This window comes from Jannaschia seohaensis (assembly GCF_900116765.1).
In the GTDB taxonomy this organism is placed as follows: domain Bacteria; phylum Pseudomonadota; class Alphaproteobacteria; order Rhodobacterales; family Rhodobacteraceae; genus Jannaschia; species Jannaschia seohaensis.
In genome coordinates this window covers 33,759-53,640 of sequence record NZ_UETC01000015.1, presented here as the reverse complement: position 1 = coordinate 53,640, position 19,882 = coordinate 33,759, and the positions used below count along the sequence as shown (strand labels likewise).

Here is a 19,882-nt window from a genome sequence, read left to right as displayed (position 1 = left end):
TCTTGGGTTACAGAATGGCGGGGGCGTTGCGTGGCCCATAGGGCCGGATGGCCTCGATCAGGGGCGCGCGGGCGGCCTCGATCTCGGCCACCTGCGCGGCTTCTTCGGCGCGGAAGCGGGCGGCGTAGGCGTGGCTCCGTGCGGTGGCGAGGCGGGTATGGGGCCCCGGCTCCAGCGCGGGGGGGCGGGTGGCGGCCCGCCCCGCATGGGTCCCGATCAGCTTGATCAGGTGGGGGCGGGGATGGACGACGTTCTCTTCGTAGCTCATGCGCAGCGGGTCGATCCCGGCCCGGGCGAACATCGCCTCGGTCGCCACCTCGAAGCCGCGCAGCCGCGCCATCTCGGCGCCGATCGCGGCGGCATCATAGGCGAAGGCGTCATCGGCAGCCTTCTGGGCGGCGGCGTCGGCATAGGGCGCATGGGCCAGCCCGGTGGCGCGCATCTTGGCCAGCGACACGGCCTGCGCCACGATGTCCCGCCGCACCAGCCAAAGCGCGGGCAGCTGGCCGAAGCGCTTGAGGAAGGCCCGCTCGGAGGGGAAGGCGGAGCGGATCTGCGGATGGCTGACGGCGAGGCCCCAGACCTTGCCCCTGGCCTGGCGGCGCGGCAGCAGCGCGCAATATTCGTCCAAGCTCCGCGCGTTATAGCGCGCCGCCGCCCGCGCCATGGTCCCGGGCGAAAAGCTCTGATCCGGCTGGCCCAGGAGCCCCGAGCGCGTCGCCAGATCGCAGAGCCAGCTCGCCCCTGAGCGCGGCGTGAAGTAGAGCACCCAGCCCAAGGGCGCGGGCGGCCGCGCCAGATCCGCCGCGAGCCGGTCCAGGTTCGGTGCCGGGGCGGCGGGAAAGGACGGCCCGCGGCGGCGCAGGCGGGCGGGGATCAGCCGGCGCATGCGGGCACCTCCTGGAGCTGGGCCAGGGCCGCGCGCAAGTCGCGCGCCGGGTCCTCGCCGAAGGGGACGGGGTGGCCGTTTTGAGCCGCGCGCAGGGCCCATCCTTGCGCGCCGATGTCGAAGCCCAGCACCGGCAGCCCGGTCGCCAGCGCCTCATGGGTCACGAAGGAGAAGGTCTCGGGCCAGATCGACGGCACGATCCAATGGGTGATGCCGTGGCGGCGCACCAGGGCGGGGATCTCGGACGGGGCATAGCCGCCATGGACGGTGATCGCGCGGCGCAGCGGGCGGGCGGGGTCGACCTCGCCCAGCACGACGATGCGCGCGCCCTCGGCCGACAGCGCGTCCAGCACGTCGGCGCCCTTGTGGTGGTTGACGTTGCCCAGCACGCCCAGCACGGCGGCCTCGGGCGTGGCGGCGCGGGGCGGGTCGAGCACGCGGAAGGTCTCCGGGTCGGGCAGGGCGTGGGGGCGGACCTGGACGCGGGCCGGGTCGAGCCCCGGAAAGGCCCGTTCCAGGATCGGACGGCCCGCCTCGGAGAACAGGATCACCGTGTCCGCCGCCTCCATCAGCCGGCCCCAGGCGGCCTGCCACTCGGCCAGCGCCGCGCGGCCCGCCCGGTGGGCGGGGTCGTCGTCGCCGGCCCCCACCGGGCCGCGATAGCGCCCGGAGGCATCCAGCAGCGTGTAGGAGGGCGAGACCGGGAACCAGTCATGCATCAGCACCCGCAGCCCGTCGCCGGGCTGGCGCAGGCGCAGCAGCAGGTCGGGGATCTCCAGGGGCTCCGGGTCGCCCACGCCGCAATGGTAGACGAGGTCGCGCCGGGGCAGCAGCGCCAGGAGCGCCGCGACGGTGCCCGCATCCTCGGTGGTGGCGCCGGTCACGCCGGTGGGGGCGTGCAGCTCGACCTGCCAGCGGGCGGTGCCGCCGACGCGGATCACCGCCGAGGGGCGGCCGCGGCCCAGGTCGCGGGCGATGCGCCGTTGCAGCCAGATCTCCGCGCCGCCGCCCAGCCAATGGGCGAGATAGACCGGCACGCCCTCGGGGGCGACGGCCCCCGCCCAGGCCAGCGCGCCCGCCAGGCGGGGGCCGCGCAGCGGGTCGTCCTCCAGAAAGACGTTCACCTCGCCCTCATAGGCCGGGTAGCGGGCGACGATGGTGCGGTGGTTGCGCTGGATCAGGCGGCGCTTGGTCTCGGAGCCGAAGCTCACGCCGCCCGCATGCTCCACGAAGAGCCGCCCGAGCCCCAGATGGCGGCCCCCCAGGGCGCGCACCTTCTGGCACCAATCCACCTCCTCGCCGTAGCCCGGCCCGAAGGCCGGGTCGAGCCGGGGGACTTGCGCCAGATGCGCCCCGGACAGCGCCATGCAGAAGCCCACGCCGGTCGGCATCTCGGCGGTGGCGGGGCCAAGCGCGGCCAGGGCTGCGTCGATCCGGTCCACCGCCCCCGGCGGCAGGTCGTGGCGCATGCAGATGGTGGGGACGGTCGTGATCTCCGCATCGTTGGAGAGCGGCGTGACCGAGGCGACGGAGGGGTCGGCCAGCGGCGCCAGCAGCCGCGGCAGCCAGTCCCGGGGCACCAGCGCGTCCGAGTTGAGCAGGATCACGGGCCCGTCCCAACCCTTCGCCTCCCGCGCCTCCAGCGCGGCGTTGACGGCGCCGACGAAGCCCAGGTTTTCGGCGGGCGCGATCAGATGGGTCTCGGCCGCGCCCAGCTCGGGCAGGCGCGCCTCGAGCAGCGGGCGGATGCGCGGATCGGTGGAGCGATCCTCCACCGCGATCAGGCGCCAGGGGCCCGTCGTATGGCGGGCGAGCCGGTCGAGGCAGGCCACCAGCAGGTCGTGCCCGTCATGGGCGGGCAGGATCACCGTGGGCGGCGGCAGGTCCGCGTCGGGCGGCGCGGGCGCGAAGAGATCGTGGGGCAGCGGCCCGAAGCGGTCGCCCCCCTCCAGGTCCAGCATCCGCTTGACCGTGCCGCGATGGCGCGGGTCGTGGGTGAGCGCCCAGCCCACCAGCGCCGGGACCAGCCGCAGCATCCGCCAGGCGAAATCCGCGCCCCGCATCGTTTGCACCCGCCAGCGCGGCGGAAAGCGCAGGCGCACCGGCGCGCCGCCCGCGGAGACGGCCGCCTCGGGCGCCTCTCCGTCCTCCAGCGGCAGCGCCAGGGCGAAGGGGACGGGGCCCAGGGCGCCGGCGGGCCGCTCGATCCGGGTGCGGCGCTCGCCCACGCGCAGCTCCACCCAGGGCGCCTCGCTCTGGCCCGAGACCGCCAGGCGGCGGCGCTCGTGCAGGGCGCGCTCCAGCCGGGCCACGTCGCGGCCATCGGCGCCCTGCAAGCGTGCGCGCGCGTTCAGCGCGGGGATCCCAGGCCGGGCCCGGTCGAAGCGTTGGAACAGCCCTTCGAGGCGGCGCAGATAGACGATCATGGGGCGCCCCCCGGCCGGGCGCGGCGGCTCAGCCAGTTCAGCATCTCGGGATGCAGCGCGTCGCCATAGATCAGCTCCGGGTCGGCGGGCGCGGCGTCGAAGAGCGGCGCGCCGTCCAGGAATTCCGAGGACAGCGTCGCGTTATCCGCCGCGAAGCCTTCGCGGAAGGCGTCCGCCTCGGAGGCCGAGGCCCAGAGGCTGCGCCGCGCCAGCACCGCGCGCACCTCCGGCTCCACGGCCGCCTCCAGCGCCTCGATCCGATCCCTGAGGGTGCCGCGCGAGACGTCGACAGTGGCCAGCCCGCGCTTGACCACCACCAGATCGGGCAAGAGCGCCTCGTTCATCCGCTCGGGCCGCTCCAGCCCGCCCGCGTCCACGCCCAAGGCGGCGCAGAAGGCGCCGGCCACGTCGCCCCCCGCCCGCAGATCCTCGAAGCGCAGCACCAGCGGGTCGGGAAAAACCTCCGCCCAGGCGCGGATCTGCGCCAGATAGTCGAAATGCCACCAATGCTCGGCCCGGAAGGCGGCGAAATCGCCCGCGTAGCGCGTCGCCTTGACGTGCTCCTGATAGAGCGAGGCGGCGTACTGGTCCTGGCGGCGCAGGGTGACGACGATCCGGGCCGGGCCGACCAGATCGCGCAGCTTTGCGATATAGCTGCGCCGCGCGGCCCAATAGGCGCCGGGCTCGACGGGTGTCTCGGCTTCGGGGGGCAGGTCGACATGGCGCCAGAAGGATTCTGCGCTGATGACGGTCAGCGGCCGGGTGGCGGCCTTCTCCCGCACCGTCTCGAAGAAGCGGCGCGCGTCCTCGGGCGTGGTCTTGCGGTCCCGCCCCGAAAGCGCGTTGACCACGCCGAGATGCGCGTAATGCGAGGACCGCCCGATCAGCCGGTAATCGGGATACCACAGCCCGCGCTTCGACAGGGCGGCATCGTTGCGGCGCAGGAATTTCTGCACCGAAGTGGTGGCGGTCTTATGGGTGCCGATATGCAGGACGAGGCGGCTCATGAGCCGGACACCCGGAGGTCTGGCGCCCCAGCGAGGCGCGCGCTCCGATCGCAAGACGTCACCGCGATCGCCAACTTCGCCCTCTTCTTCCCTGTCCAAATATCCCGGGGGTCCGGGGGCTGGCCCCCGGTCCCGCCCTGTCGTCAAGCACAGGCGGAAAGGGGTTTCGGCGCTCTTAGCACCGCGATCCGGCGGGGGCAAACGGGCCGGGCTCAGCCCTGGCCCTTCGCCTTGTTCCTGCGGCGGCGGCGCTTGCGGTGGGCCTCCAGCGCGGTGGCCATCTCCTGGAAGCCCCGCTGCGCCAGCGCCTCGCGCCGGGCGGGGTCGAGGAGGCAGACCTCGTCCAGCGCGCCGAAGCGCTTGCGCCAGTCCCCGGTCTCGATCCGGTCGTATTCGATCCCGTCGAAGACCAGCCCATGGGCATCGCGCAGCCACAGAAGGTCGGGCGCGCCGTGGTCGAGCCGGTCCGCCAGATCGGCGCGCAGCCGCGGGCGGGCATGGCCGGGGGTGGCGGCCTCGGCCCGCTCCAGCGCCTGCATGACGCGGCGCGTGTCGGGGGTGAACTGGCCATTCTCGTCCGGGTGGGCGTGGAGGCGGTAGCTGCGGAGCAGATCCAGCCCCTCGGCGCTCAGCGACACGTTCGCCTCCCGCCCCGGCGCGGGCAGGTCGCCGATCTCCAGCGTGCGCTCCAGGAAATCCGCCACGATGTCGCCCCCCGGAAAGCGCGTCCGGTCATAGAGCCTCAGCCGCGTGGCGCTCGCGTCGGCCAGGTGTTGGGCCATGGGTTCGATCGAGGCGCGGTAGGGGACGGGCTCGGCCGGCTTGATGCGGTGGGAGGCGGCCAGCACCTGCCCCGCCATCGAGAGATACCAGTCCGAGGGACGGCGCAGATAGGCCACCGCCTCGATCCGCGTGGCGCCGATCCCTACCAGCCTCTCGCGCAGGCGCGCGGCGGCCTCGGCATCGCGCAGCCCCCAGAGGTTCTCGGCCGAGAGCACCAGAGTCTTCGCCGCGCCCCGCGCCATCGCCTCGCCCAGGGCGGCGAGCCAGCGGTCGCACAGGTCCGGCCCCGCGCCGACCTTCTCCAGGCTGTGGCGCACGAAGCGCGGGATCTCGCCCGGCGGGACCAGCCCCGCGGAGAGCAGGTTGTGGCTGTGGGAGATGATCGGCGCCTTGGGATAGAGCACCCCCCGCTCCAGAAGCGCCTCGCGCGCCTGGACGAGCCCCTTCTGCAGGGCGGTGGAGCCGGCCTTGGACATGCCGAAATGGACGATGGTTCTCATGCTTGGGCCTTTGGCGCGTGAGGCGGGCGGGGGAGGGGGGCCAGCCCCCCGTCGGCCATGGGCCGACTCCCCCCGAGGTATTTTCGGCAAGATGAGGAGGCGTGCCGGAGGGGTCGATCGGGCGGGGGGGCCGCTTCGGAGGGGGCGTTTGCCGGAGCAGTCCCGGCCAGAGGGCGAGGGGCGGTGGAGATGCGGGTGAGGGTCATGGGGCGGGGGGCGGGTCCATGTCGCCCGTCAGGTGGTGGGGCAGGTCGCTGTCTTCGGGGGCGAAGGCCGTGTCGGCCTCGGTCTCGGGCGGCGGATCGGCCGGGCGGGGCGGGCGCGGGGGCGCCTCGGGGTCGAGATCCGCTAGGCGGAAGCCGTGGCGCGCGTCCATATGCGCGTCGAGCCGGGCCACCGCTGCGTCGTTGCCGCCCGCCTGGTTGTAGACGCGGTAGAGGCTGTCGCCGGCCTCGTCCGCCTCCAGCGTGCCGGCGGTGTAGTCGGGGTTGAGGATATAGCAGGGCACCCCCGCGAGTCCCAGATGCCAGCGGAACCACAGGTCGTCCACGGTGGGGGCCACCGTCAGCGCCGTCTCGATGTCCAGCACCGCCGCCGGGAAGAAGGCCGTGTCATAGAGCACCCCGTCCTTGCCCGTGGGCAGGATCAGGCGGCCGGGGTTCTGCTCCAGCCGGCCGCGCATCCAGTGGCGGTAGGGGGCGGGCGCCCCGCCCTTGAGCCGGATCTGGTGGCCGCGATAGGCCACCGCGCAGCCATAGACGCCATGGGCCGCGACCAGCCCGCCCAGCCAGTCCTTCGGATAGAGCGTGTCGTCATCGGCCGTCGCCACCAGCCGCGACTGCCCCCAATGGGTGCGCAGATAAGGCAGGAGCTTTCTGTAGGGGCCCCAATTGGGGACGAAATGGACCTGGAGGCGCGGGTCCTCGACCTGGAGGGCGGCGATGGGGGCGGGCGTCTCGGGGACGCCCTGGTCCAAGAGATGCGGCTCGTGGCTGAGATAGAGATGGACGGCGCCGGGGGCGTGGTCCTGGGCGAGCAGCGTCTCCAGGGTGCGGGGCAGGCCCGCGAGGCGGCTCGAGATCGAGGTCAGGGCGATGTCGACGGCGCTCATGGCGCGTCCTCCGAGCGCAAGGCATGCGGGATCACCGCGCGGACGGTCGCGTCGCCGTCGCGCACCGCGCCCCAGGCGGCCGGGCGCCGGTCGATATGGCCGCGCAGCAGTTGCAGCGCCTCGCGCCGCTCCGCGCGCACGCGCTGCGACAGCGTGGTGGCGGCGGCGTAGCAGAGCATCGGCGGCCCCGGGATCTCGCGCATGGTATGGCCGCCGAGGGCGCCGCGCAGCCGCTCCCGCAGCTCGACATCGCCCCGCGAGCGGGTGGGCGCGAAGGGGCCGATCCGGTCGAACACGTCGCGGCGGAACATCGAGGTCATCGGCCCGTCGCCCTGCACGGCGAAGCGGGCCTCCATCTGCACCTCGCCCTGGGCGTCGATGCGGATATGGGGCGTGGTGACCAGCGCCAGCTCGGGATCGGCGGCGAAGGCGTCGAGCTGGGCGGCGAAGCGGTCCGGGTGGGACCAGTCGTCGGCGTCCTGGATGGCGAAGAAGGCGCCGGTGGCGCGCTGGAGCGCGGCGTTGCGCCCGGCATAAGGCCCGGCATTGCGCGCCATGCGGATCAGGATCAGCTCCGGGTCGGCGGCGCAGGCGGCGTCGATCGTGGCGCGGCCCTCCGGCCCGGAGGCGTCGTCGATCAGGAAGATTTCGAGGTCGTCATGGCCTTGGGCGCGGAGGCTCGCCAGGGACAGGGCCAGCATCTCCGGGTCCGGCTCATAGGCGCCGATCACGACCGAGACGCGGGTGCCCGCGTGGCCTGGCAGGGTGGGGCCCGTCGCGGCCTGGCCGAAGACCTCCGCCGCCGTCGCCCCCCGCAGGCGCAGGGGGGCGGCGGGCCAGGCGGGGGCGAGCCTGGCCTCGAGCGTCTCGGGCCGGCCGATCAGTTGCAGGCAGAGCGCCGAGAGTTCGGTCTCGTCGGCCAGCAGCCCGTCCGCCGCGAGCCGGGACAGCTCCGCCCGGTCGCGGAGCAGCGCGGCCATCAGCTTGCGCCGCTGAACGCCGCCGCCGGGGGGGACATGGCCCGCGATGTCGAGATCCAGCGCGGCCAACTCGTTGGAGAGGCCGCGCAGCCCGTCGAGCCAGCCGGCCAACTCGCCCTCGTTGAGCAGGTGCAGCTCGGCCAGGGCGGTCTGCGCCGCGTCCCGGTCGCCCGCGGCGAGGGCGGCGGCGAAGCGGTCGCGCGGGTCGCGGGCGGCGGCGATAGCGGCGGCGGCGGGGCCGAGCGCGCGCGCCATGAGCGGCCAGTCGGGATGGTCGGGCAGGGCGCGGAAATGGCGGGCGAGGCGCGGATCCGCCAGCGCCTCGGGCGCGACCTGCGCCAGGCGCGCGGCCAGCCGGGCCAGCGCCGCCGCCCCCGCATGGCGCCGCCCGGAGGCCGCCAGCAGGATCAGCCGGCCCGGGGTTTCGGGATCGGCGGCGAGCTGCGCCTCGGCCAGGGCGGCCCAGGCGGCCTGGAGCGCGGGCTCGGGCAGGCCCACGGCCCAGAGATCGGTGAGCGGCTCGATCAGGAAGGGCCGGTCGCCCACCATCTCGGGCCCGGTCACGGCCAGGGCGCGGGCGATGCGGTCGGCCTCGGGGTGGTGGCGGGCGCGCTCCAGCGCGTCGAGCAGGAGATCCTCGGGCAGGGCGGCCAGCAGCGCGCCCTCGGCCGCGAGCGCGGTGAGGAAGCGGCCCGTGGGGGCCTCCAGGCCGATGGGGTCGGCCTCGGGCGCGGCGAGATCGGCCAGCAGGGCGGGCACGGCCTCGGCCTCGGGGCGGTCGGCGAAGGCGTCGAGACGGGCGGCCAGCGCGTCGTGGCGCGCGGCGCGGGCGGCGAGCAGATGCTCCACCGGCCAGTGGCGCGCGCCGTCGAGCCGGGTGAGCAGCGCGCGGGTCACGGGGCCCGCTTCCAGGATGGCGGCGCGGGCGGGTCCGTCGAGCCGCTCGGGCGCGAGCGCCCGGGCCAGCCCCGCGCGGGTGGCGGCGGGCAGCAAGGTGGGCATGGCCACGCCGATCCCCTCGGCCAGCGTCACCAGGGGGCCGTGCAGGCCGGCCGTCTCCAGCATCCCGAGCGGCAGGGAGGTCAGCGCGGCGGGTAGCAGCCGGGTGGGCTGCGTCCGTGCATGGGCGTCGAGCTCGAAGCGGCCCGTGGCGGGGTCGTAATCCAGCATCGCGCCCGAAACCGGGTAGCGCCCGGCATGGGCCCAGTGGCGGGCCACGGCGCGGGTCATGTGATCGGGATCGGCGGGGCTCAGGCGGCTGGCCAGCACGACGGGCCGCGTGGCGGGCGCGTCGAGGGCTTTCGCCGCCGTCAGGGCCGCTGCGCCGTGGCCGGGCAGCACATGGGCCTGGTCGAGATTGAGCCAAGTGCCGATGGGCGCGTCCGGGTCCAGGCGCAGCACGATGGCATAGGCGCTGGCCGGGTCCGCGTCGCCCGGCGGCACGGGGCGCGCGCGGCGGGTCGCGACCGGCAGCGGCGGCAGGGAGGCGCCGGGGCCGTCGAGCCAGGCGATCTCGCTGGCCGGGCGCGGGTCGGGATGGCCCGTGAGTTCGGCGGCCCAGGAGGGGCCGTCCTCCGGGTCGGGCCCGATCAGCGCGCGGGGGCCGGCGCCGAGGGCGGTGACCCGCAGCCCCGCCTCCAGGATCGGGGAGAGGGCGACGCCGGGCGCGACCTCCAGTCGGATCTCGCGGGGACGCCCCGCCTCCAGCGCGCCGTCCGCGTCGCGGGGCAGGGCGGCCCAGGCGGTGCGGTCGGCGGCGCGGAGCGGCAGCAGCCCGCGCCCTTGCACGATCAGCCGCGCCAGCGCCACGGCGCGGGGGCCGGGATCGGCGGGCGTGCCCGCCCGCGCGGCGGTCTCGCCCAGCACCGCCGCGCTCCAGGCGGCGAGGGGCAGGGGCGCGGGGTCGAGCAGCGCGCGGGCCAGCACCTCGGCCGCCGTCCCGGCCCCCTCGGCCAGACGCAGGAGCGCCGACAGATCCAGCAGCGCGGAGGCCCGTTCGGGCGTCAGGCGGCCCGGCTTGCCGCCCGCATCCTGCTCGGCCATATCGCGCAGCTTCCACAGATAGGGGCGCGCGGGGTCGGTCAGGGGCGCGAGCAGCGCCTCCGCCTCGGCAAGCGCCAGGGCGGCGGCGCCGCCGCTCAGGGGCGCGGGGTCGTCGAGCGTGGCCTCAAGGGCGGCGGCGCGCGTGGCGAAGAGCTGCGATTGCAGGAGGCGCCCGAGGAAGGCGTCGACCAGGGGCGGGTCGTCCAGCAGGTCGCGCAGCCGCGCCTCGGGGATGTCGGAGGCGCCATGCAGCGCGGTCAGATGCAGGCTCACATCCTCGGGCGCCAGCCTCCGGCCGAGCGCCGCGCGCACCCGCGCGGGATAATGCGCGGTACGGGCGAGGAAACTGGCGGGGAGCTGGGTCATGCGGGGTCGCGTCCGGGGGCGGCTCGCCCCCCTTACGGGGAATCGGGCGGCGATGGCAAACCGTGCATTGCCGCGGGCGGGGCGGCGCGGGGCTGTCGACACGGGCGCCTGGTGCTCGGGCCGGCTGACGGCGGCGGCGATCCGTCCCGGGCGGCAGACCATATCGCCCGAGCGTCAGAGGGCGGGCCTCCCGCGCAGCCAGGCCTCGGTGTCCCCCGACAGGGCCGCGCGCAGTGCGCCAGCGCCCCCATCCCGTCAGGGGCCAGCCAGCGGTCGGCGCGCGCTCCGGGGCCAAGGCGCGCGGGGCGTCCCGCGCGCCCCGGGCGGCGGCATCCGCGTCGAGCAGATCCCGCATGTCCGCCCGCAGGTCTCCCACGGCGCAGCCCGGTCTCTCGGGGGCGGGATGGCTCGGTATCGCAGGCCAGCGCCGTCGGTCGGGGGAAACGGGCCGGGGCGCGGGTCAGGCGGCGGCCCGCTCCATCTCCTGCCCTTCCCAGATGCGGCCGGGGCGGTAGCGGGCCGCGACCCGGCCTTCCTCCAGAACCATCAGGTGCAGCCAGCCATTGTCGAACAGCGCCTGCACCTCCGGGTGGCGCTCCAGCACGTCCGAGATCGCCTCCCGCGGGGCTTCGATCATCACCGTCAGGCGCAGCGGGTCGTGGACCAGGCCCGCGCCGTCATGCACCGCCTGCCAGGGCAGGCCGGGGCGCAGGCGCCCGGTATTGCCCTCGATCACGCCGATGCCGCCGACCACGTTGTGGATCAGCTTGTTGCCGCCGCCGAAGGCCTCGGGCGCCACCGAGGAGCCGTAATATTGCAGGCTGATCCAGCTCGCCACGACCACCGGCGCCGTCAGGATCAGCTCCAGCGTGCCGAAGCCGTCATCGGCCCGCCAGTCGTAGCTGTGCAGGAAGGCGCGCCCGCCCAGATCGCGCCCGGCGGTCGCCGTCCGCGGCGCGGCGATGAAGGCCGCGCAGCCCGCCAGCCCCCATTCGGGCCGCACCTGCGCCCAGTCGCGCGCGCGTTCGGCCACGGTGGCGGGGGTCGCGCCGGGCAAGGTCGCCGCCCGCTCGGTCCGGGCGGCGCGGCCCGCCTGGGTCAGCCAGTCCCGCACCCGGCGCAAGGCGTCCGAGCCCGTGTCCACGTCATAGAGCGTGACCGCGTCCGTGGTCGTGTCGTGCAGCCCGGCCACGAAGAGCGTGTCGGGGGCCAGATCCACCCCGCGCGCGGCCAGCCCCGCCCGCGCCTCCGGGTCGTTGAGAAGCTGCGCCAGCACCCGGGCCGAGACCTCGCCCGTATGCCCGCCGCAGGCGCCGCAATGATAGGCGCTCTCATGGGGGTTGTTGGCCACCTGCGCGCCATGGCCCAGAAGCAGCACGATCTCGCCATGGCCCTTCGTCAGGCTCATGGCCTTGAGGACGGCGGCGGCGGTGTCGGCGCGGGCCTTGGCGGAAAGCCCGCCCACGACCTGCGGGGCGGGCGACGGGGCGGCGGCATGCTCCATCCCGAGCGCGTCGCGCACCAGCTTCACCGCATAGAGCGGGCCCGCCGACTCGACGAAGGCGAAGGAGGAGACCGCCGCCTGCCGGAACCGGCCCCAGGCGCGGGTGGCGCGGGCGGCGATGCGGGCATCCTGCTCGGCGGCCTCGTCGCCGTGGCTGGTGGTCTCCAAGCCGGGGGTCAGCAGCACCGGCAGATGCGCCTCGGCCACGTCCGAGCCGCGCGCCTTGTGTGAGATCGGCAGGCCGAAGAAGCCCGCGAAGCCGATCGTCTCGATGCCGGGATCCACCGCCTCCAGCGCCCGGCGGAACACCTCGGAGCGCACGTCGATGCAGAAGGCCGCCTGGAGCTTCGGCCGCTCCCCCGTGGGCGCGGGGCCGTCCAGCGCGGCGACCAGCCCGCGCTGATGCGCGCGCTCGGCGGCGTCTTGCAGGATGGCGCGGGCCGCGTCCCGGGGGCCGGGGACGACCGGCGCGGCATGGGCGGCCACCGTCGCGGCCCAGTCCTGCGCGAGCCCCGGCACATGGGCCAGCAGCGCCTCTTCCCAGATCAGGCGGATCGCCAGCAGCCCGGCCAGCGCGTCGGAGGTCCGGCCCTCCAGCTCCGCCTCCCAGAGCAGCCAGCGCGCGTGCTGCGCCCAGCCGCCCAGCTCCATCAGCAGCCGGTGGAAGACCGTCTCGGCCGCCTCCCCGGTCAGGCCCAGGGCCTCGGCGGCGCGCAAGGTTGCGCGCTCGACGGTGTCGGGGGCGCGCAGGACATGCTCGCAGAAGCCCCGGAGCCCCGCGATCTCGGGCGTCAGGTCATGGACGGCCCAGCCGCGCCAGGCGTCGAAGGCGCTCTCGCCGGGTTTGGGCATCCACAGCGCCTGACCCCGGTCGAAATAGCCCGCGGCCCAGAGGCCGAAGCTCTTCTCGATGACCGAGGGCCAGTCGGTGCCGGTGGCCCGGGCGGCCAGGTCCGCCACGCTGGGCAGGGGCGTGGGCGGGTCGCCCTCGGGCGGGGTGCGGGCCAGGGCGCGCAGGGCGGCCACATCGGCGGGCCGCGCGGCCGCGGGCGCGGCGGCCAGGGCGGCGGAGAGGTCCTCCTCGGCGATCGTGCCGTCATCGATCAGCGCGGCATATTCGGCCATGGTCCGGGTCGCGCGCACCCCCGCCACCCGGGTCAGCCGGGCCGAGGCGGTGGCCAGATCCTCGCCGGTCTGGCCCAGGAAGGGGTTCACCGCCACCGTGGCCTCCAGCGGGAAGGCGGGGGGGATGCGGCGGGCGGCGGCCTCGGCGGCCGCGAGGATCGGATCGGTCATAGAGGTCTCCATGGCTCAGCCCTCCCGCGCGGCGCGGAATCCGCCGATGGCGCGGTCGAGCAGCGCGTTGAGATACAGGCCGTTGGCGAGATGCACGCGCAGCCCCGCCACCGCCGGGTGATGCGCCCAGAGCGGGAACAGCGCCTGCGCCAGCGCCACCGCCCCGAAGGACAGGATCGCCAGCACGATCAGCGCCCATTCCAGCGCGCCGGGCACCGGGGCGGGCGGCAGGCCCGGCCCCCAGATCTTCTGCGCGACTGCCTGGAAGGAGAAATAAGCGACCGCGGCGGCCAGCGAGGCCGTCACCGTGCGGCGCGTCAGCTCCGCCGGGGCGAGGTCGGCCAGGCCCTGGGCCACCAGATAGGCAACCCCGAAGATCAGCATCGCGCCGAGCGCCAGCGCCTGCGCCGTCTTGGGCCCCAGAACCAGGGTGAAGATCAGCGCGATGCCCGCATAGATCGCCAGCGCCAGCCCGAAGGAGCGCAGCACCGCCCCCAGATCGGGCACCGCCACCGGCCCGGGCCGCCGGATCTGCGCCACGGCGGCGACGGCGCCGCCCGAGGACAGGAAGGCATGCGCCTTATAGAGCGAATGCGCCAGGATATGCAGCAGCGCCAGCGCCCAGAGCCCCAGCCCGCATTGCAGCAGCATGAAGCCCATCTGCGCCACCGTGGACCAGGCCAGCGCCGTCTTCACCGCGCTCTGCGCCAGCATCACCGCGGCCCCGAACAGCGCCGTCAGCCCCCCCGCCATCACCAGCGCCGCCATCGCGCCGGGGCTGAGCTGCACCAGATCCGAGGCCTGGATCAAAAGCACGCCGCCCGAGTTGATGATCCCCGCATGGAGCAGCGCCGAGACCGGGGTGGGCGCCTCCATCACCTCGGTCAGCCAGCCATGGAGCGGGAAGGCCGCCGTCTTGAGCAGCGCCGCCAGCACGACGAGCCCCATGGCGAGATGCCCCGCCACGCCCAGCCCCTCCTGGGTGGCGCGCGCCGCCAGCAGGTCCAGCGCCCCGGTGCCGAAGCGCGACGTCAAGAGAACCGCCGCCCCGAACAGCGCCGCGTCGCCGCCATGCCAGACCAGCGCGAACTTGGTCGCCGCGCGCCGCGCCTCCGCCCGCTCCGGGTAGAACAGCAAAAGCCGCCGCAGCGTCAGGCCCACCGCAATGGCCGAGAGCAGCAGAAGCCAGACATCGCCGGACAGCGCGAAGACCAGGATCGCCGCCAGCGTGGCCAGCATCAGCCCGTGGAACCGGCCCTCGCGCGCTTCGCCATCCAGGTAACTGCGGCTGTAGCGCATCACCACCCAGCCGATGAACGACACCAGCAGCGCCATGGTCAGCCCCACCGGCCCCGCCTTCAGCCCGAAGGCCGCCGCAGGCCCCGAGACCGCCAGCTGCACCAGCCCCAGCACCACCAGGGCGCCGGCCGCGGCCGCCGCCGCCTCGGACCAGCGGGCGGGCCCGCCGGGGCGCCGCCCCGCGCGGCCCCCCGAAAGCGCGGCGACCGCCAGCAGGACCAGGGGCGCGAGGAAAGCGAAGGAGAAAGTCATGGGCGGGCTCCGGACAGGATCATGCGCCGGGGCAGATAGCGCCTCGCCTCGATCCAGAAAATTTCATATTCAGGGAGAAACCGTTCTATTAGATAGAAGTATGTCCACGATCAACCTGCATCACCTGCGCCTCTTCCGCGCCGTCGCCCGCGACGGGACGCTGACCGGGGCGGCGCGGGCGCTCAACATCTCGCAATCGGCGGTCTCGACGCAGATCAAGGCGTTGGAGGCCTCGCTGGGCCACGCCCTGTTCGAACGGCAGGGCCGCAACCTGGTGCTGACCGAGGCGGGGCATGTGGCGCTCGACCATGCCGAGGAGATCTTCCGCGCGGCCGAGGATCTGTCGGTCACGCTCAAGGCGGCGGGGGCGCGGCGCAAGGCGCTTCGGATCGGGGCGCTGGCGACGCTGTCGCGCAACTTCCAGATCGCCTTCCTGCGCCCGATCATCGGCCGCGACGACGTGGAGATCGTGCTGCGCTCGGGCAGCCAGGAGGATCTGCTGCGCGGGCTCGACGCGATGGCGCTCGACGTGGTGCTGACCAACCTGGTCCCGGCGCGGGACGCCTCCAGCCCCTATCTGGTGCACCGGCTCGACGCGCAGGGCGTGGCGCTGATCGGCACGCCCGCCCGCGACCCCGGGCCGGACATGCCCCTGGCGGAGATCTTGGCCGAACACCCCCTGATCCTGCCCACGCCCGAGTCTTCGCTCAGGGCGGGGATCGACGCGCTTCTGGACCGGGCGGGCATCCTGCCCCGGATCGCGGCGGAGGCGGATGACATGGCGATGCTGCGGCTGCTTGCGCGGGCGGATCTGGGGCTCGCCATCCTGCCGCCCATCGTCGTGCAGGACGAGCTCGCCGCGGGCCGCCTGGTGGAGCTGCGCCGGATCGAGGCGCTGACGGAGGTATTCTGCGCCGTCACGATCCGCCGCAAATTCCCCAACCTGCTGCTCTCGGAGGTGCTGGCGGCCCAGGCACCACCGCGAAGCGGAGCGTGATTGGCGCCTCGGCCTCGATTTCGATGATTTCGGCGCGTAGCGTCTCGTCCGGGAGCGCCGCGCCAAGTTGCCTGTCCTGTCCTGGCCTGACGGGTCATGAACGGGGGGCGGTGGGGCAGATCTGTGGGGGCTCGGGAGCTCGATGATTCATTCTCTGAAGCGGAAACTCCGAGCGATGGACAATGCGGGCGCGCATCCGAGGCGCGTCTCGGCCTTGAAATGGGCCTGGCACCAGGGAAAGAACCTCAGCGATCGCAAGGCCATCAAGGAGCTGGACAGGACGCTGGAGATGCTGGCGGCCCGGAAACCGCGGGGCGTCCTCGAGATCGCCACGGCCAAGGGCGGCAGCCTGTTCCTGTTCCGCCGCGTCGTTTCGGACGATGCGCTGATCATCGGCCTCGACATGCCGTATGGACGAAACGGCGGAGGCTATCCGCGCTGGAAGGAGGCGGCCTACCGGCGTTTCGCGAATCCGGGGCAGCGGCTGGAACCGCTGCGCGGAAATTCCCATGACGCCGCGCCCCTCGCGCAGGTCGGGAAGAGCCTCGGCGGCCGCGAGATCGACTTCCTGATGATCGACGGAGATCATTCCCACGAAGGCGTCAGGATGGACTTCGAGCGATACGCGCCGCTCGCCTCGCCGGAGGGGCTGATCGCGCTTCACGATAGCCTTCCGACCCCCTACGATCCCTCTATCAGCGTCGATGTCTTCTGGCGCGAGATCACGGCGACCCATCGCTGCGAGGAGATCAAGGGGGGCCGACCTGGAGCCCGGCGCCGCCTCGATCGGCCTCGGTCTCGATCACGGCCGCCGGGAGACCGCTTGAAGAGACCGCGGTGCCATCCCCGCATTCAGCCCCGTCGGACCGCCACGGCGGATGCGGCGCCGTCCATCGCATCGGGTGGGAGCGTGCGATGCGTGGGTTTCTGAGATGGGCCGGAGCCGTGCTGCCCGCGCTGTCGGTCGCGGCGGTGCTCGCGGCGTCCGGGTCGACGCGGGCCGGCGATACCGGGCCCGGCGCGGCGGTCTTCGGGCTGCGCAACCTCGCCGGCGAGGCGGCGGTCCCGACCCCTCTGCCCGATGGCACCTACCGCGCCGGCGGCGGCGTTTTCGCCGCGCGCGGCGGTCTGCTGCGCCCCGCCGCCGCCCTGGGCGACGCGGTTCCCGGGCGCCACCGCCTGACGGGCCCGGGCGGCATGGCGCAGGAGCTGATCCTGCGGGCCGGCGCGCGCTGCGTCTCCACCACCGGGGAGCTGCGCGCCGTGCTCGCGCTGTCGGTGGCCGAGAAGTCCGGTCTCACGGTCTGCCTCAACCCCGGCCGCTACATGGATCTCGACGGGCGCGACTTCCCGGATGCGTTCCTCGACCCCGAGGCCCGCGCGCCGATCGTCTTCGAGGCGACCGACCCGGAGGCGCGGCCGGTGCTGAACATGTGGATGATGCGCTCGACCGACCCCGACCGGCCCAATGGCGGCGTGGTGCTGCGCGATCTCGACTTCCTGCTCGACGACGTGCCCGCCTTGCCCCCCGGCGCGACGGGCTTCGTGGGCATCCGGTCGGCGGTGACCCTGGCCTCGCGCGGCGAGACCCGCGCGGTCCTGCTGGAGCGGCTGCATGTCCGCGGCACGCTCGGGCAGGCGCGCGCGGGGCAGACCGAGCTGGAGCGCAATCTCTCCGGCATCCGCGGCCTCCGGCTGCGCGACGTCGTCATCCGCGACAACCGCTTCGAGGGCATCGTCAACGCCATCGCCGTCGGCGGCACCGGCATCGTGGTCGAGGACAACCGGATGCGCCACAGCTGGGGCGACTTCCTGCGCCTCTCCCCGCAGCTGCTGGGCGGGGGGGACTGCGCCGAAACGCGCGGGGTGACGGTGCGCCGCAACGTGATGTCGCATGTCTGGAGCAACAACCGCATCCATCCCGACTTCGTGCATCTTTTCGCCGCGAGCAATGTCAGCTGCGACGTCTCCGATGTCCTGATCGAGGGCAACATCGCCTTTCCCGGCCGCGACGGGCTGCTGCAGCCGGGCTTCGGCGCGGGGCTGCGCGGCACGCCCCCGGGGCCCGTGCCCGCCCGCCTGCCGGCCGACGACCGGGTGCAGCACCGCTTGATCGGGCCGGGCCGCGCCACGCTGCCGGCGCCGGACTGCGCGGACGGACGGGGGCCGCGCTTCGGCGTGCAGAGCGATCCGACGAGCGCCGGGCCGATCCGGTTGGAGCCTCCCCCGGGCGCGGTTCTGCGCGTCGGCCGGTCCGGCCCGGTCCCGTCGCTGACGCTGACCGCCCCCGGCGAGACCTGGCTGCTGCGCTGCCAGGCCGACGCGCGGACGGGGCGCCCCTACTGGCAGGCGCTTCCGGCCCTGCCCTACATCCAGGGCGTCTTCTCCAACGCGCTGCCGGGCCGGGCGGCCTATTCCGACATCACGGTGCGCCACAACCTTCTCTGGGTCACGGCCCCCGCGGCGGTCAGCTTCCGCGACCCGGACGACCGCGGGATCGCGGTGACGCGCAACTCGTTCCTGCGGCCCTGGCCGGGGGATATCGACGGGGACGGCGTGCCCAACGGTCTGGGCGACGGCTTCAACACCCTGTTCAACTCGGGCTTCGCGATGATGGACGCGGCGGCGGGCCATGAGTTGCGCGGCAACGTGCTGGGCTTTTCCGGCGGGGCGGACGATGCCGGCAACGATGCCGGGCTGCGCCATGACGACGGCGGACGCAGCCTCCTGGCGCGGTTCGCCCTGGGGCCGGACGGCGCCTTCTCGCCCGAGACCGCCTCCGCGGCGGTGGCGCTGGCCCGGCCGCGCGCCGACGGGCTGCTGGCCGGGCGCGCGATGGGCGCGGTGGGCCCGACCCCGGATCAGGACCCCTACGACTGGAGCTGGGTGCGCGACTGGTGAGCCGCCCACCCTGGCGCCGTCCGGGTCGATTTGGTTTAAGCCGGCCATGACCGCCCGCCTCCCCTCCCCGTCCGCGCACGCCCGATGATCCGGGCGGGCGGCCTGCTGCTGGGCTCGGAGCTTTCATCGACGGTGCTGCTGTTCTTGCGCAACATTCTCGTGGCGCGCCTGCTCTCGGTCGAGGATTTCGGGATCGCCGCGACCTTCGCGATCCTGTGGACGCTGATCGAGACGGCTGGGAACTTCTCGGTGCAGAAGCTGCTGGTCCAGAGCCCGGCGGGCGACGAGCCCCGCCTGCAGGACACGCTGCACCTGTTGCAGGTCGTGCGCGGGCTGGTCTCGGCGGCGGTGATGCTCGCGCTGGCCCGGCCCTATGCCGCCTTCGTCCAGACCCCCGAGCTGGTCTGGGCCTATCAGGTGCTGGCGCTGGTGCCGCTGCTGCGGGGGTTCATCCATCTCGACGTCTTCCGGGTGCAGCGCGGGATGGATTTTTGGCCCCAGGCGGTGATGAACGTGGCCTCTCCGGCGGTGTCGCTTCTGGCGGTGGGGGCGATCTGGCTGATCTTTCCCGACTGGCGCGTGATGCTCGGGGCGATCGTGATGCAGCATGCGGCCGCCCTGGCGCTGTCGCATGCGCTGGCCAGGCGCCGTTTCGGCCTGGCCTGGGAGTGGGGCCATGTCCGCAGCAGCGTCGGCTTCGGGGGGCCGCTCGCGATCAATGGCCTGCTGATGATGGCGGTGATGCAGGGCGAGCGGATGCTGGTGGCCAATCAGACCGATCTCGTCACCCTGGGCTGGTTCTCGGCCGCCTTCCTGATGGCGGTGACCCCGGCGCGGGTGCTGCCCAACACCATCTCCGGGATGTTCCTGCCGGGGCTCAGCCGCGACCGGGAGGCGATCGGGCGCGACGGCGGCGCGGCCTTCCGGGCGCGAGCGCTGCTGCTCGGCGAGGTCAGCGTCTGCGCCGGGATCTGGCTGATGCTGGGGATGGCGGTGCTGGGGCCGCCGCTGCTGGTGGGGCTGTTCGGGCCGGGCTATGCCGCCGGCGCGTCGGTGCTGGTGATCCTGGGGCTGGCGCAGGGGCTGCGCACGGCGCGCACCTTCTGCACCACCACCGCGCTGGCGGCGGGGCACACCTGGGACGTGACGGCCACCGGGGTGCTGCGCGCCGTCGGGGTGGCGGTGGCGCTGTGGGTGCTGTGGCGCGGATACGGCGTCGCGGGGCTGGCCTGGACGGGCGTCGCCTTCGAGCTGGCGGCGCTGGTCCTGGGGCTGATCCTGGTCTCGCGGCGCCAGGGCGTGCCGGTCGTGCGGCTGGCGGGAGCCCTGTCGGTCTGCGGCGCGGCCCTGGTCCTGGCCGCCTGGGAGTTGTGGGCGGCGCCGCCCTCAGGCGCGCTGCGCGAGGTGCTGGATCCCGGCCACGCCCTGCTGGCGGCGGTGCTGCTGGCGGCGCCGCTGGCGATGCCCCGGCTGCGCGGGCTGATCGCGGCCCGGCTGCTTCGGGGCGGGCGCGTCGGCTGAACCGGCG

Annotated in this window: 12 protein-coding genes; 4 read left to right on the top strand and 8 right to left on the bottom strand. The window is 74.4% G+C overall.

The window, feature by feature from the left end:
- Nucleotides 1-7 precede the first annotated feature (7 nt).
- The 8 genes from DTQ71_RS20015 to DTQ71_RS19980 form a co-directional block, all read right to left on the bottom strand.
- Nucleotides 8-889 (bottom strand): Stf0 family sulfotransferase, encoded by an 882-nt coding sequence (locus tag DTQ71_RS20015; protein WP_109566078.1) that lies wholly within the window; start codon nucleotides 887-889, stop codon nucleotides 8-10.
- On the bottom strand, nucleotides 877-3,315 hold the full coding sequence (locus DTQ71_RS20010) for a glycosyltransferase (RefSeq protein ID WP_109566077.1): 2,439 nt from the start codon (nucleotides 3,313-3,315) through the stop codon (nucleotides 877-879). Before DTQ71_RS20010 ends, DTQ71_RS20015 begins: the two co-directional genes overlap by 13 nt.
- Complete coding sequence (locus DTQ71_RS20005; protein ID WP_109566076.1) at nucleotides 3,312-4,322, bottom strand: hypothetical protein; 1,011 nt, start codon at nucleotides 4,320-4,322, stop codon at nucleotides 3,312-3,314. Before DTQ71_RS20005 ends, DTQ71_RS20010 begins: the two co-directional genes overlap by 4 nt.
- A gap of 212 nt (nucleotides 4,323-4,534) precedes the next feature.
- On the bottom strand, nucleotides 4,535-5,605 hold the full coding sequence (locus DTQ71_RS20000) for a hypothetical protein (protein WP_109566075.1): 1,071 nt from the start codon (nucleotides 5,603-5,605) through the stop codon (nucleotides 4,535-4,537).
- A 202-nt stretch (nucleotides 5,606-5,807) separates the two neighbouring features.
- Nucleotides 5,808-6,716, bottom strand: coding sequence for a glycosyltransferase family 2 protein (locus DTQ71_RS19995; protein ID WP_109566074.1), 909 nt, complete (start codon nucleotides 6,714-6,716; stop codon nucleotides 5,808-5,810).
- Nucleotides 6,713-10,105 carry a glycosyltransferase family A protein gene (locus DTQ71_RS19990; protein ID WP_109566073.1) on the bottom strand — a complete coding sequence of 1,131 codons (3,393 nt, stop codon included), beginning with the start codon at nucleotides 10,103-10,105 and terminating at the stop codon, nucleotides 6,713-6,715. Before DTQ71_RS19990 ends, DTQ71_RS19995 begins: the two co-directional genes overlap by 4 nt.
- 460 nt (nucleotides 10,106-10,565) lie before the next feature.
- Nucleotides 10,566-12,905, bottom strand: coding sequence for a YbcC family protein (locus DTQ71_RS19985; protein WP_245947670.1), 2,340 nt, complete (start codon nucleotides 12,903-12,905; stop codon nucleotides 10,566-10,568).
- A 15-nt stretch (nucleotides 12,906-12,920) separates the two neighbouring features.
- Nucleotides 12,921-14,456: a proton-conducting transporter transmembrane domain-containing protein gene (locus DTQ71_RS19980; RefSeq protein WP_109566071.1), complete on the bottom strand. Its 1,536-nt coding sequence runs from the start codon at nucleotides 14,454-14,456 to the stop codon at nucleotides 12,921-12,923.
- A 100-nt stretch (nucleotides 14,457-14,556) separates the two neighbouring features.
- On the opposite strand from DTQ71_RS19980, the gene DTQ71_RS19975 reads away from it, so the two are divergent.
- The 4 genes from DTQ71_RS19975 (at nucleotide 14,557) to DTQ71_RS19960 (ending at nucleotide 19,875) form a co-directional block, all read left to right on the top strand.
- Nucleotides 14,557-15,453 (top strand): LysR family transcriptional regulator, encoded by an 897-nt coding sequence (locus DTQ71_RS19975; RefSeq protein WP_109566070.1) that lies wholly within the window; start codon nucleotides 14,557-14,559, stop codon nucleotides 15,451-15,453.
- 175 nt (nucleotides 15,454-15,628) lie between these two features.
- Nucleotides 15,629-16,384, top strand: a complete 756-nt coding sequence (locus DTQ71_RS19970; RefSeq protein WP_170125515.1) for a class I SAM-dependent methyltransferase — start codon at nucleotides 15,629-15,631, stop codon at nucleotides 16,382-16,384.
- Complete coding sequence (locus tag DTQ71_RS19965) at nucleotides 16,369-18,354, top strand: right-handed parallel beta-helix repeat-containing protein (protein WP_109566069.1); 1,986 nt, start codon at nucleotides 16,369-16,371, stop codon at nucleotides 18,352-18,354. Before DTQ71_RS19970 ends, DTQ71_RS19965 begins: the two co-directional genes overlap by 16 nt.
- 84 nt (nucleotides 18,355-18,438) lie before the next feature.
- Complete coding sequence (locus DTQ71_RS19960; RefSeq protein WP_109566068.1) at nucleotides 18,439-19,875, top strand: oligosaccharide flippase family protein; 1,437 nt, start codon at nucleotides 18,439-18,441, stop codon at nucleotides 19,873-19,875.
- Nucleotides 19,876-19,882: the final 7 nt, after the last annotated feature.